The sequence below is a fragment of the Marinobacter sp. MIT930201 genome (assembly GCF_047122665.1).
GTDB classification, from domain to species: domain Bacteria; phylum Pseudomonadota; class Gammaproteobacteria; order Pseudomonadales; family Oleiphilaceae; genus Marinobacter; species Marinobacter salarius.
The window spans coordinates 3837682-3851616 of record NZ_CP138916.1; the positions used below are offsets into that span (position 1 = coordinate 3837682).

Below are 13935 nucleotides of genomic sequence, written 5' to 3' on the forward strand. Positions count from 1 at the left end.
ACTTTTAACGAGCGTAGCGTGATTAGAATCTACAACACCCTTAGTCAGCAGAAGGAAGAGTTCAAACCGATAGAGCCGGGAAAGGTTCGCATGTACGTCTGTGGCATGACGGTGTATGACTACTGTCATCTGGGCCATGCGCGGGTGTTGGTGGCGTTTGATGTGATCACGCGGTACTTGCGTCACAGCGGCTACGATGTCCATTACGTGCGCAACATTACCGACATCGACGACAAAATCCTGCGCCGGGCCGACGAGAATGGCGAAGTTTATAGTGACCTCACCAAGCGCATGATCAAGGCTATGCACGAGGATGAGGCCAAGCTGGGTGTCCTGTCGCCTACCGAAGAGCCGTGCGCGACCGATTACATTAATGACATTGTGGCCATGATCCACAAGCTCGTTTCAAGCGGTCATGCCTATGCCGCTGGCAACGGCGACGTCTATTTCTCCGTCGAGTCGTATTCCGACTACGGCAAGCTCAGCAAGAAAAAGCTTGAGGATCTGGTGGCCGGTGCCCGCGTAGACGTGCAGGAGGCCAAGCGAAGCCCAGCGGATTTTGTACTTTGGAAAGCCGCCAAAGAGGGTGAGGTAAGTTGGCCTTCACCTTGGGGTGACGGCCGGCCGGGCTGGCATATCGAATGCTCTGCCATGTCCAATCGCTGTCTCGGCGAGACCTTCGACATCCACGGCGGTGGGCCGGATTTGTTATTCCCGCACCATGAGAACGAAATTGCCCAGTCCGAGTGCGCCAATGGCCACACATTCGTAAACACCTGGATGCACGCCGGCGCTATTCGGGTGAACAGGGAGAAAATGTCCAAGTCCCTGGGCAATTTCTTTACCATCCGTGAGATCTTTGAGAAGTATGCGCCGGAGGTGGTGCGTTACTTCCTGGTGTCCAGTCATTACCGCAGTCAGGTGGATTACTCGGAAGACAATCTCGCGGAAGCAGGGCGTACGCTCACCCGGCTCTATCATGCCCTGCGTGGTCTGGTACCGGCCAAAAACGTGGCGGAAACGGTACACGACCAGCGCTTTGCCGAGGCCATGAATGACGACTTCAACACCGCAGGAGCCATTGCGGTTCTTCATGCCGTCGCTAATGAAATCAACCTGGACCGCAGGGAAGGGCGCGACGAAAAGGCTAACCAGCAAGCGGCGGTGCTTGTAAGGCTCGGTGGTGTTCTGGGTTTGTTGCAGCAGGACCCGGAAGCCTACTTTCAGGCCGATACTGGCGGCGAGCTCAGTGCAGACGACATTGAGGCGATGATCCAGGCCCGTGCCGATGCGCGTAAGCGGAAAGATTTCGCCGAGGCGGACCGTATAAGGGATGAGTTGGCCGATAAAGGCATTATTCTGGATGACAGTCGCGAAGGCACCAGTTGGCGCAGAGGATGATGTCAACCAAAGGTCGTGTTGTTGGCGCGGGAATGACCTTGTAGGGAAATTCCCGTACAATACCGCCCTCGAATTATAACGGCCCTGGCGGGTAAATCCGTAAAAAGGGCAGGGAATACAGTAACCCACTGAGGCAAACAACGATGACTGAACGCGTACAAGTCGGCGACCTCCAGGTCGCAAAGAACCTGTTCGATTTCGTTAATAACGAAGCAATTCCGGGCACGGGTGTCGACGCTGACAAATTCTGGGCCGAGTTTGACAAGATTGTTCACGAATTGGCTCCCCGTAATAAAGAGCTGCTCGCCAAGCGCGATGACATCCAGGAGAAAATGGACACCTGGAATCGTGACCACAAGGGCCAGAAGCTCGACATCGCCGAGTACAAGTCCTTCCTGAAGGATATCGGCTACCTGGTTGATGAGCCCGGCGACTTCAAGATCTCCACCTCAAACGTGGATCCCGAAGTGGCCACCATGGCTGGTCCCCAGCTTGTGGTTCCGGTGATGAACGCCCGTTTTGCGCTGAACGCTGCCAACGCCCGTTGGGGTAGCCTTTACGACGCACTGTACGGCACCGATGCGATCTCCGAGGACAACGGCGCCGAAAAAGGCCGTGGCTACAACCCGGTTCGAGGTGCCAAGGTCATTGAATTTGCGCGCAACCTTCTGGACAGTTCCGCTCCGCTGGCTTCTGGCAGCCATAAAGACGCAGCCCAGTATCTGGTTGAGGGTGGCAAGCTGGTGGTCAAGTTGCAGAACGGTGAGTCTACTGGTCTGAAAGACGAGTCCGGCTTTGTGGGTTACACCGGCGCCGCCGATGCACCTACTGGCGTACTGTTGGTCAAGAATGGCATGCACTTCGAGATTCAGGTCGATGCCAGCCACCCGATCGGAAAGGATGACGGGGCACATGTAAAAGATGTGCTGATGGAGTCAGCTCTGACCACCATCATGGACTGTGAAGATTCTGTCGCTGCCGTAGATGCGGATGATAAGGCTCTGGCCTACCGCAACTGGTTGGGCCTGATGAAGGGCGACCTGGAAGAAACCTTCGAGAAAGGCGGCCGGCAAACCACCCGCACGATGCACGATGATCGTGCCTACACCAAGCCGGAAGGCGGAGAGCTGGTGCTGAAAGGCCGCAGCTTGATGTTTGTGCGTAACGTAGGTCACCTGATGACCAACCCGGCCATCCTGCTGAAAGACGGCAGTGAAGTGCCTGAGGGGCTGATGGACGGTCTGATGACCTCGCTGATTGCGATTCACGACCTCAAGAGCACGGGCAAGCTTCAGAACAGCACCGCTGGCTCGGTTTACATCGTCAAGCCGAAGATGCACGGTCCTGAAGAAGTGGCGTTTACCAATGAATTTTTCGGTCGCGTTGAAGATGCGCTTGGCCTGCCGGCTTTCACCCTGAAAGTTGGCATTATGGACGAAGAGCGACGCACCACCGTTAACCTCAAGTCCTGCATCCATGCCGCCAGGGAGCGTGCCGTGTTCATCAATACCGGCTTCCTTGACCGCACCGGCGACGAGATCCATACCTCCATGGAATTGGGGCCGTTTATCCGCAAGGGGCCGATGAAGCAGGCTGCCTGGATCCAGGCCTACGAGCAATGGAACGTGGACGTCGGGCTGGAAACCGGTTTCCGTGGTATTGCCCAGATTGGTAAAGGTATGTGGGCCATGCCGGACCTGATGGCGGGCATGCTGGAAGCCAAGATTGGTCACCCGAAAGCCGGCGCCAATACCGCATGGGTTCCGTCACCAACAGCGGCTACGCTGCATGCCACCCATTACCATCAGGTGAGCGTTGCGGATATCCAGCAAGAGCTGGAAAGCCGCACCCGTGCCAACCTGGATGACATCCTGACCGTGCCCGTGATGGACGATCCGAAATCCCTGTCGGCGGAAGAAATTCAGCAGGAGCTGGACAACAATGCCCAGGGTATCCTCGGCTATGTGGTGCGCTGGATCGACAGCGGTGTCGGCTGCTCCAAGGTTCCCGATATCAACGACGTGGGCCTGATGGAAGACCGTGCAACCCTGCGCATTGCTTCGCAGTTGCTGACCAACTGGCTTTACCACGGCATCTGCACCGAAGAGCAGATCAATGAAACCATGAGGCGCATGGCCGCGGTGGTTGATCGCCAGAACCAGAACGACCCGTCCTACCGCGACATGGCGCCGGAGTTTGAGGGCAGCATTGCCTTCCAGGCTGCCATGGATCTGGTTCTCAAGGGCCGCGAACAGCCAAATGGCTATACCGAGCCGCTTCTGCACGCCTATCGTCTGAAGGCGAAAGAGAAGTACGGTCAGTAATCCGGGCCGGTGATAAAAAAACCCCGCGAATGCGGGGTCAGATTGCTGACGAACCCCGGTTTTCCGGGGTTCGTTGCATTTGGGTGTTTTAAATTCAATTGGCGATGGATTGAGCCCAATATTCCCGATCGGATTGCCAATACGCCAGACAAGCCATTTTCCGGGCCCATTTCCGAATTTGGCCCTGCAAGTCCGGCATCCCAAAGGATTTGAGCCATAAAAGACGCGCCAGGATCTGCGCGATCTTCTTCATATTCTGGGCAGCAGCGGCCAACAGGCATTGCTCACGCACCTTCGAGAGCCCTCGCAAGCGAGCGTAACGGTGACCATGCAACTGCTTGGCATCGGCGAACGACCGCTCCACGGTTTCCTGTCGTCGTTTGTAGAGTGCCTTGCCCCACGGGGTTAACCGGTAGCTGTCCGTTCGGTCCTTGCTGTCCTGCCAGACATGCCGGGTCAGTACTTTGACGTGGTTGGCGCTGCGCGTGCATTGACTCAGCAGCGGGCAGTCTTTGCAGTTCGTGGGGTTGGATTTGTACTCCCGGTAGCCAAGGCGATTGGTGGTGGCGTAGATCAGTTGCTGGCCTTGCGGACAGCGATAGCTGTTGGTCTCGGGGTCGTAAGTGAAGGCCCGTTTTGGAAGGTAGCCCTTGGGCTTGTTCGGCCGCCGGTAGCCCATCACCCCGTAAAGGCCCCGGTCTTCCAGCCCCTTACAGATGCCGGCGGTGTAGTAGCCCGCATCCAACCCCACGCCCCAGACATCGAAGCCAAAGCGCTCACATTGGCGATCCAGTCTGTCCAGATAAGGGCGGCTGTCATGCAGGTTGGCTGGCGTGGCGTAACTGTCCGTGATGATGGCGTTGCGACCATCAACGGTTCGGTGGTCCAGGTAGAAGAACCCCTTGGGCTTACCTTCCCGAACCATATAGCCACTGTCCGGATCGGTACGGCTGATCTTGGTGTCTTTGGTCTTCGGTGGCTGCTCGGACAGCTTCGATTTCAAAGGCTTTTTACCCTGAGCTTTGCGATCGCCCTCAATGGCATCTTCTAGGCTGTCCAGGTAGGCCGCCACCTTCTCCTCTGCCTGTTTCAGGTCGTACTTGTTCTTGTTGGCATTGGCCTTGAGGTGCGTGCTATCAGTGTAAAGCACTTCGCCACCCACCAGGTCATAGCCCATCGCCTGGAGCACGATCTCATCGAAAATCTCCTGATAGATGCGGCTGTCCTGGAACCGCCGCCGGCGGTTCTGGCTCAGGGTGGAAGCATCCGGAATCTTGTCTGTCAGGTTGAAGCGTAAGAACCAGCGATAGGCCACGTTGACCTGTATCTCCCGCACCAGCTGCCGCTCACTGCGAATGCCGAACAGATAGCCGAGAAACAGCATCTTGAACAGCACCACCGGATCCAGTGCCGGACGACCGTTATTGGAGCAGTACAGGTGTCGAACCCGGTCACGGATAAATTCGAAATCGATGTACTGATCAATGTTGCGAAGAAGGTGGTTGTCGGGGACCAACGATTCGAGACTGACCATCTCGAGTTCGTGTTGTTGCGGGGACGGCTCTTTGAGCATGGGGCAGCCTCTGAAAAGTCGATACCCCAATTACAGCAAACCCCCGCCAAAATGGCGAGGGTTTGTCAGCAATCTGACCCCGCGAATGCGGGGTTTTTTTATGAGGCCAGATTAATCCTTGTGTAGCTCGTTCGCTGCATAGAGCGTGTTCTGTAGTAGCGTGGCAATGGTCATCGGCCCTACGCCTCCCGGAACCGGGGTGATGTAAGCAGCCCGCTCCGACGCCGCTGCGAAATCCACATCGCCACGCAGTTTGCCGTCTTCCATCCGGTTGATTCCCACATCAATCACCGTTGCTCCGGGCTTGACCCACTCGCCCTTGATCAGTCCTGGCTTTCCGACCGCGGCAATCAGAATGTCCGCTTCCCGCACAAATTTCTCGAGATTGTCGGTAAACCGGTGGCATATTGTGACTGTGGCGCCTTTGAGCAGCAGCTCCATGGTCATCGGGCGGCCGACGATGTTGGATGCGCCGACGATAACCGCGTGCTGGCCCTTGTAAGGGGTGTCTACGCTGTCCAGCAGGGTGATGACGCCTGCGGGCGTGCAGGGTCTCAGGGCCGGTTTGCGCTGCATCAGGCGGCCGATGTTGTAGGGGTGGAAGCCGTCCACATCCTTGTCAGGGCGGATCTTTACCAGAATGGGGTCTGGGTCCATATGGTCGGGCAGGGGAAGCTGCACCAGGATGCCGTCTACGTCAGGGTTCTCGTTGAGCTCGTCAACCAGTGCCTCCAGGGCCTCCTGTGACGTGTCTTCCGGAAGGTCGTAGGAGAGCGACATGATGCCCGCCTCGTCACAGGCCCTGCGTTTGTTGCCTACGTATACGTGCGAGGCCGGGTCATTGCCCACCAGCACCACAGCCAGCCCCGGCGCACGAAGCCCCTGCTGTTTACGGGCCTCGGTTCCTGCCGCAACCTGTTGTCGCACAGAGGCGGCGATATCTTTTCCGTTGATCAGTTTGGCGCTCATGTCTTTGTCTTGTCGGTTGTGCGAAAATAAAGGCGCAGCATTGTCTCATGCTTGGGCTCCGTCGCCAATCGATGGGCGAAAACCCCAAATGCGTGTTGACGGACCGGTTCGGCGCCGGTAATATGCGCGCCAACTTTGCTGAGGTATCTGTTGTTCAGTTTAGACGGGGTATAGCGCAGTCTGGTAGCGCGCCTGCTTTGGGAGCAGGATGTCGGGAGTTCGAATCTCTCTACCCCGACCACTTTCTGGCCAGTCCAGGATATTGAACAGTCAGGTGGGCGAACGGTTTATGCGCTCGTAGCTCAGCTGGATAGAGCATCGGCCTTCTAAGCCGGTGGTCGCAGGTTCGAGTCCTGCCGGGCGCGCCATACCGCAGACGGTTTGATCCGTCCCGGAGACACCGAATCAGCAAAGTTAACCTGAAGTACCTGTTGGGGTCTGCCCGGCGGTAGTCTGGATGTGGTGGACGTAGCTCAGTTGGTAGAGCTCAGGATTGTGACTCCTGCGGTCGAGGGTTCGAACCCCTTCGTCCACCCCACTTTCCTGCTTGCAGTGATCTATGGGTCCTTTAGGAACAGAATTCCGATTTTTTTGCCTCGGTGGTGGAATTGGTAGACACGATAGGTTTAGGTCCTGTTGCCGCAAGGCGTGGGGGTTCAAGTCCCTCCCGAGGTACCAAATCAAAAACCCCCTCAGAATTTCTGAGGGGGTTTTTTTATGGGTTATAGAAAGTGGACGGAAAAGGATTCTCGTGGCGTTGGCGCACGCAACCCCCTTTCTTTTTACAGTTTAGTCCCCAACTCTCGTTCAAGATGATAGAGCGGTGAGGTTGCATTCCCTGAAACTGCCTGTAACAGGTGGATTCTCTCGGCACGGCAAACCGTGATAAACTACCCGCTTTTAAATTTATGTCCTTTTCAGGAAATTCGTCCTGAAATCGATTTTAGCTTTTATTTTCATTCACATACCGAATCTGTAATTTGAGGATCTTCCATGCAAGTGTCTGTTGAAACGACCTCCAACATCGAACGTCGGATGATAATCGGTGTGCCCGCCCAGGAAATCGACCAGGCGGTTCAGAAACGCCTGCAGGAAACCGCTCGCACGGTAAAGATGAACGGTTTCCGCCCGGGCAAGGTGCCCATGCGTGTGGTGAAGCGTCGTTTTGGTGACAGTGTCCGTCAGGAGATTGTCGGCGAGGTTATGCGCGACAACTACATCAAGGCGCTGCAGGAGCAGGACATCAACCCGGCGGGTTGGCCGAAGTTCGAGCCGAAAACCATGGAAGAGGGCAAGGACCTGGAGTTCGTCGCCATTTTCGAAGTATTGCCGGAAGTGGAGCTGGGTGACTTCAGCAAGATCTCCGTGGAGAAGCCGAAAGCTGAGATTGCCGATAAAGACGTTGACACCATGATCGACAACCTGCGTCGCCAGCAGGCCACCATGAAGTCGGTCAAGCGTAAGTCCAAGAACAAGGATGTGGTGCTGATTGATTTTAAAGGCACTGTTGATGGTGAAGAGTTCGAGGGTGGTGCTGCCGAGAATCACAAGCTGACCCTTGGCTCAGGCCAGATGATTCCCGGTTTCGAAAAGGGCATCGTCGGCGGCAAGGCCGGTGAAGAGCTTGAAATCGAAGTGACCTTCCCCGAGGACTACCAGAACGAAGAGCTGGCGGGCAAGCCGGCTAAGTTCGATATCAAGATTCACGAGGTTCAGGAGCCGCAGCTTCCGGAGCTGGATGCTGAATTCTTCAAGAAATTTGGTATCGACGCTGAAGACGAAGCCACGTTCCGTGAAGAAGTGCAGAAGAACATGGAGCGTGAGCTCAAGCAGGCGGTCTCCAACAAGGTTAAGAATGACGTGGTTGAGGGGCTTCTGGAAAGCACCGAGCTTGATGTGCCCACGGCCCTGGTGGATCAGGAGATTGATCGCCTGCGCCAGGATGCGGTACAGCGGTTCGGCGGCCAGGTAGACTTCCAGCAGCTGCCTAAGGAAATCTTCGAAGAGCAGGCCCGTCGCCGTGTGAAAACAGGCCTTCTGTTCCAGGAAGTCGTCAAGCAGAACGACCTGAAGGCAGATCCTGCTAAAGTGGATGAAAAGATCCAGGAAATTGCGTCAACGTATGAACAACCTGAAGAGGTTGTGGCGCATTTCAACAGCAGCCCTGAACAGAAGCAGCAGATCGAGTCATCTGTTCTTGAAGATGCGGTTGTTGATCTGATTCTTGACCAGGCCAAGGTCAAGGAGAAGAAGCTGAAGTACGAAGAGGCTATCCAGGCCGGTCAGCAGCAGCGCTAAAGACGGCAGGGCTATTACAGATTGGCCCTGCATGCCTGGGAAGTAGAACAGCCGGTACGTCCGGCTGTTTTCATCTTGGCCCGGTGCTGGCACAGTAATAGCGATAAGAAAAACGAGGCGTAGCTGATTTATAAGCGGTGGCGATAAAACGCCACTCCATTGTCCAGAAGGAGTTCACGCGCATCATGACGCAGACACCAATTGATGGTCCCGCAATGGTTACCAATTCCGGCCTGGTACCAATCGTTATCGAGCAGACCGCACGAGGCGAACGTTCTTTTGACATCTTTTCCCGTCTGTTAAAGGAGCGGGTAATCTTCCTGGTGGGCCCGGTTGAAGACCATATGGCCAACCTGATTGTGGCTCAGTTGCTGTTCCTTGAGTCCGAGAACCCGGACAAGGACATTCATCTGTACATCAACAGCCCGGGTGGCTCCGTTACTGCGGGTATGTCTATCTATGACACCATGCAGTTCATCAAGCCCGATGTGGCCACGCTGTGCGTGGGTCAAGCTGCCAGCATGGGCGCTTTTCTGCTGGCGGGCGGTGCAGAGGGCAAGCGTGCCTGTCTGCCGAATTCGCGGGTTATGATTCATCAGCCGTTAGGCGGTTACCAGGGGCAGGCTACGGATATTGAGATCCACACACGTGAGATTCTGAAGATCCGTCACACCCTGAATTCTATCCTGGCCCATCATACCGGCCAGAAGCTGGACACCATCGCCAAGGATACGGACCGTGATAATTTCATGGATCCTCAGCAGGCGAAGGACTACGGGCTGATTGATTCTATACTTGATAAGCGTGTACCGAATAAATAATACTGAAGGTAATCGCAACATTCCCTGCCGGCGTATTGAGGTGAGTGCGCCGGCAAACCAAGCTCAGAGGTATTTCAATGGCAGATGAAAGAAACGGCAGGGGCGACGATAACGGCAAGTTGCTGTACTGCTCGTTTTGTGGAAAGAGCCAGCATGAAGTCCGTAAGCTCATTGCAGGGCCCTCGGTGTTCATCTGCGACGAGTGCGTCGATCTGTGCAACGATATTATCCGGGAGGAAATCCAGGAAAATGCACAGGAAGAGGCCAGTGATCGTCTTCCGACACCCGCTGAAATCCGCGACACGCTGAATGAATACGTGATCGGCCAGGACCGGGCCAAGGTGGTGCTGTCTGTAGCGGTTTATAACCACTACAAGCGCCTCCGCTACGGTGAGGGCAAGGCCGAGGTAGAACTTGGCAAGAGTAATATCCTGCTGATCGGCCCGACGGGTAGTGGTAAGACCCTGCTTGCCGAAACGCTGGCTCGGATGCTGAATGTTCCCTTCACTATTGCCGACGCAACCACGTTGACCGAGGCGGGCTACGTCGGTGAAGACGTCGAGAACATCATCCAGAAACTTCTGCAGAAATGCGACTACGATGTCGACAAGGCCCAGCGGGGCATTGTGTACATCGATGAAATTGACAAGATTTCCCGCAAGTCTGATAACCCGTCCATTACCCGGGATGTGTCCGGTGAGGGCGTTCAGCAGGCCCTGCTCAAGCTGATTGAGGGCACCGTGGCGTCCGTTCCTCCCCAGGGCGGCCGCAAACACCCGCAGCAGGAATTCCTGCAGGTGGACACCGGTAACATGCTGTTTATCTGCGGCGGCGCCTTTGCCGGCCTGGATAAGGTGATTCAGGAGCGCTCAGAGCGCAGCAGTATTGGTTTCTCTGCGCTGGTGAAGAGCCCGGACGACACCAAGAACACGGGCGATATCATTAAGGATGTCGAAACCGAGGATTTGGTCAAATATGGCCTGATCCCGGAGTTCGTCGGTCGTTTGCCGGTGGTGGCGACTCTGACGGAACTGGATGAAGAGGCGCTTGTCCAGATACTGACTGAGCCCAAGAACGCTCTGACCAAACAGTACCAGAAGCTGTTTGACATGGAAGGCGTGGAACTGGATTTTCGTGAAGACGCGTTGCGGGCTGTTGCTCGCAAAGCCATGGAGCGCAAAACCGGCGCCCGCGGTCTTCGTTCCATCATGGAGGCGACATTGCTGGACACCATGTATCAGATACCGTCTGAACATGATGTCTCCAAGGTGGTGATTGACGAGAGCGTCATCAGCGGCCAATCCGAGCCCTTCAAGATTTATGCGAGCAGCGACCACGCCAAGGCGGTGCCGGAAGATTAATGCTCCGGTCAGTCGGCGTTTAAAAAAGGGCGGAAACGCCCTTTTTTTATGCCCGCACCGTGCCGGGAAATGGTGCCTGGGCGCGTAAAAAGATTGCAATTTTTGCTGTCGCCCCAATGAAGGGTGATATGCTGAATCAAACATCGTCAGAGGATTTTCTATGACCCTGATACCTGAAGAGTCCGTGCAAGAATACCCGCTGTTGCCGCTGAGAGATGTGGTGGTGTTCCCGCACATGGTGGTGCCGCTGTTTGTGGGCCGAGAGAAGTCCATACAGGCACTGGAAGCGGCCATGGAGGGCAACAAGGAAATCCTGCTGGTGGCTCAGAGAGATGCGTCGACGGACGAACCAGGCCCGGATGATGTGTTTGCCATGGGTACTGTAGCCACAGTATTGCAAATGCTCAGGTTGCCGGATGGCACCGTCAAGGTCCTGGTTGAGGGCAACGCCCGTGCAACCGTTACCGGCATCGCTGAAGGCGAGTATCTCGCCGGTACGGCCATGCTGATGGATGAGGACTCGCTGCCAGCCAGGGAAGAGGAAGTACTGGTCAAAACCCTGATGGACGAGTTCGAGAAGTACGTGAAGCTCTCCAGGAAGGTGCCCTCGGAAGTCTCCAATGCGCTGACCGGCATCAATGAGCTTGAGCGCCTTGCAGATACCATGGCAGCCCATCTGGAGCTGAAGATTCCCGAGAAGCAGGAGCTTCTTGAAGCCCTCGAGATTCGCCAGCGCGTTGACTTGCTGCTAGGCAAGCTGGACGGCGAAATTGACCTGATCGAAGTTGAAAAACGCATCCGCGGCCGCGTCAAGAAACAGATGGAGCGGAGTCAGCGGGAGTACTATCTCAACGAGCAGATGAAAGCCATCCAGAAAGAGATGGGCAGCCTCGGTGAGGGCAACAACGATTTTGAAGAGCTTGAGCAAAAGCTGGAGGAAGCCGGCCTGCCCGAAGAGGCCCGCAAGAAAACCGAAGCGGAACTGAACAAGCTCAAGATGATGTCACCGATGTCTGCAGAGGCAACGGTGGTGCGTGGTTACATCGACTGGATGCTGGCCATTCCCTGGAAAAAACGCAGCCGTGTTCGTCACGATATAGAGAAGGCCCGCGACATCCTGGATGAGGATCACTACGGCCTGGACGAGGTGAAGAAGCGCATCCTGGAGTATCTGGCGGTTCAGAGCCGGGTGAAAAAGGTGAAGGGCCCGGTTCTCTGTCTGGTAGGCCCTCCCGGTGTTGGCAAGACCTCTCTTGGCCAATCGATCGCTCGCGCGACCAATCGCAAGTACACGCGTATGGCGTTGGGCGGCGTCCGTGATGAAGCGGAGATTCGTGGCCACCGCAAAACCTACATTGGTGCCTTGCCCGGCAAGCTGCTTCAGAAGCTGTCCAAGGTGGGTGTGAAGAACCCATTGTTCCTGTTCGACGAGATCGACAAGATGGGCATGGACCATCGTGGCGACCCGGCATCAGCGTTGCTGGAAGTGCTCGACCCGGAACAGAACCACACCTTCAACGACCATTACCTGGAGGTCGATTACGATCTCTCCGACGTGATGTTCGTGTGCACCTCGAACTCCATGGACATTCCGCCGGCGCTGCTGGACCGCATGGAGATTATTCGTATCCCCGGGTACACCGAGGACGAGAAGGTCAACATTGCGCTGAAGTATCTGCTGCCCAAGCAGGTCAAGGCCAATGGTCTGCGCAAGAACGAACTCGACATGCCGGAGCAAACGCTTCGTGACCTGATTCGCTACTATACCCGTGAGGCCGGCGTACGCGGCCTTGAGCGTGAGATCGCCAAGATCTGCCGCAAAGTGGTGCGGGATCACGTTGAAAGCGGTGACAAGGCCTCTGTGACGCTCTCGCCCGAGATGCTTGAGGACTATTCCGGCGTCAAGAAGTTCAAGTATGGCCTGGCCGAGGAGAAGAATCAGGTCGGGCAGGTAACAGGCCTTGCCTGGACCCAGGTCGGTGGTGAGCTGCTGACTCTCGAATGCGCGTTGACCAAAGGCAAGGGACGGGTGGTCAAGACCGGCTCCCTGGGTGATGTGATGCAGGAGTCTATCCAGGCCGCCCTGACAGTGGTCAGAAGTCGCGCACTGGGGTTGGGTATCAGTGACGATTTCCATGAAAAGCACGATCTGCACGTTCACGTTCCTGAGGGCGCAACGCCAAAAGATGGTCCTAGCGCCGGTATCGGCATGTGCACGGCACTGGTTTCTTCATTGACCCAGATTCCGGTTCGGGCCGATGTGGCGATGACTGGCGAGATCACCCTGAGGGGCCGCGTGCTGGCCATCGGCGGCCTCAAGGAAAAGCTTCTGGCGGCACACCGGGGTGGCATCAAGACGGTGATTATCCCGGATGAAAATGTTCGTGATCTCAAAGAGATACCGGAGAACATCAAGGAATCACTGGAGATCCGTCCGGTCAAATGGATTGACGAGGTTCTGGACATTGCGCTGGCCTATCCGCCCGAACCGCGCGCCGAAGATTCGTCCTCGAAACCGGGTGCAGGTAAGCCCCGTGACGAAGACGGCGACGCTGCAGAGCGCATAAATACACATTAAACCCGCGTTGAATTGTTGACATGCGAGAGAGCCCATTGGTATAACTGTTTCGCCGTGAAGCAGCCAATATCAAGGGCTCCCGCGCAGTTAATGCCTATTCCGAACACCGGTTAGTAACCGAAAGGAATAAAAATAGTGAAGAATGGAATTCTCTGACCGCTTATGCGATAGTCGGGAACGTCCAGGAAACAACAAACCAACCTATAACATCTTCAACCTGAAATCGAAGGGGTTTAGTGTGAACAAGTCCGAACTGATCGATGCAATTGCAGAATCCGCAGATATCTCCAAAGCCGCTGCTGGCCGTGCTCTGGATGCCATGACCACCTCTATCACCGGTGCCCTTAAAAAAGGCGATCAGGTAACCCTGATTGGTTTTGGTACTTTCTCTGTTAAAGAGCGTGCCGCTCGTACTGGCCGTAACCCGCAGACGGGTGCCGAGATCAAGATCCCGGCCTCCAAAGTGCCTGGGTTCAAGGCAGGTAAGGCCCTGAAAGACTCCGTTAAGTAACGGACTCTTTCATCTGGCAATGTCCGGGATTCCCGGTCATTGTCGGAGCGGTTGGCCCGGTGGCGATACCGCTGCCAGCCTGCTCCAGATGAATTCAAG

The 13935-nt window shown here is 55.8% G+C and carries 9 protein-coding genes and 4 tRNA genes; 11 read left to right on the forward strand and 2 right to left on the reverse strand.

Translation table 11 applies throughout. The features are described from left to right. Positions 1 to 18: 18 nt before the first annotated feature. The gene (gene cysS / locus SIC19_RS17505) at positions 19 to 1401 is read left to right on the forward strand and encodes a cysteine--tRNA ligase (protein WP_091641428.1); all 1383 of its coding nucleotides are present in this window, start codon (positions 19 to 21) and stop codon (positions 1399 to 1401) included. Positions 1402 to 1544: 143 nt separating this feature from the next. Further along, on the forward strand, positions 1545 to 3725 hold the full coding sequence (locus SIC19_RS17510) for a malate synthase G (protein WP_091641424.1): 2181 nt from the start codon (positions 1545 to 1547) through the stop codon (positions 3723 to 3725). 94 nt (positions 3726 to 3819) lie between these two features. On the opposite strand, the gene SIC19_RS17515 is transcribed toward SIC19_RS17510, so the two are convergent. Further along, positions 3820 to 5298: an IS1182 family transposase gene (locus SIC19_RS17515; RefSeq protein WP_091644695.1), complete on the reverse strand. Its 1479-nt coding sequence runs from the start codon at positions 5296 to 5298 to the stop codon at positions 3820 to 3822. 111 nt (positions 5299 to 5409) lie between these two features. Next, positions 5410 to 6267, reverse strand: coding sequence for a bifunctional methylenetetrahydrofolate dehydrogenase/methenyltetrahydrofolate cyclohydrolase FolD (folD, locus tag SIC19_RS17520; RefSeq protein ID WP_075196075.1), 858 nt, complete (start codon positions 6265 to 6267; stop codon positions 5410 to 5412). A 164-nt stretch (positions 6268 to 6431) separates the two neighbouring features. On the opposite strand from folD, the gene SIC19_RS17525 reads away from it, so the two are divergent. The 9 genes from SIC19_RS17525 (at position 6432) to SIC19_RS17565 (ending at position 13836) form a co-directional block, all read left to right on the forward strand. Beyond that, positions 6432 to 6508: transfer RNA gene (locus SIC19_RS17525), tRNA-Pro, on the forward strand. Between the two features lie 50 nt (positions 6509 to 6558). After that, a tRNA-Arg gene (locus tag SIC19_RS17530) sits at positions 6559 to 6635 on the forward strand. A gap of 94 nt (positions 6636 to 6729) precedes the next feature. Next, positions 6730 to 6805, forward strand: a tRNA-His gene (locus SIC19_RS17535). A 55-nt stretch (positions 6806 to 6860) separates the two neighbouring features. Further along, a tRNA-Leu gene (locus SIC19_RS17540) sits at positions 6861 to 6945 on the forward strand. A 315-nt stretch (positions 6946 to 7260) separates the two neighbouring features. Continuing rightward, on the forward strand, positions 7261 to 8565 hold the full coding sequence (gene tig / locus SIC19_RS17545) for a trigger factor (RefSeq protein ID WP_127401575.1): 1305 nt from the start codon (positions 7261 to 7263) through the stop codon (positions 8563 to 8565). Positions 8566 to 8750: 185 nt separating this feature from the next. Beyond that, positions 8751 to 9386 carry an ATP-dependent Clp endopeptidase proteolytic subunit ClpP gene (clpP, locus tag SIC19_RS17550; protein ID WP_036205091.1) on the forward strand — a complete coding sequence of 212 codons (636 nt, stop codon included), beginning with the start codon at positions 8751 to 8753 and terminating at the stop codon, positions 9384 to 9386. Between the two features lie 77 nt (positions 9387 to 9463). Continuing rightward, positions 9464 to 10747 (forward strand): ATP-dependent Clp protease ATP-binding subunit ClpX, encoded by a 1284-nt coding sequence (gene clpX, locus SIC19_RS17555; protein WP_007154039.1) that lies wholly within the window; start codon positions 9464 to 9466, stop codon positions 10745 to 10747. Between the two features lie 160 nt (positions 10748 to 10907). Then, a complete protein-coding gene (gene lon, locus SIC19_RS17560) occupies positions 10908 to 13325 on the forward strand; it encodes an endopeptidase La (protein WP_036205093.1) in 2418 nt (805 codons plus the stop codon). A 238-nt stretch (positions 13326 to 13563) separates the two neighbouring features. Further along, positions 13564 to 13836 (forward strand): HU family DNA-binding protein, encoded by a 273-nt coding sequence (locus tag SIC19_RS17565; protein WP_036205867.1) that lies wholly within the window; start codon positions 13564 to 13566, stop codon positions 13834 to 13836. The last annotated feature ends 99 nt before the right edge of the window (positions 13837 to 13935 follow it).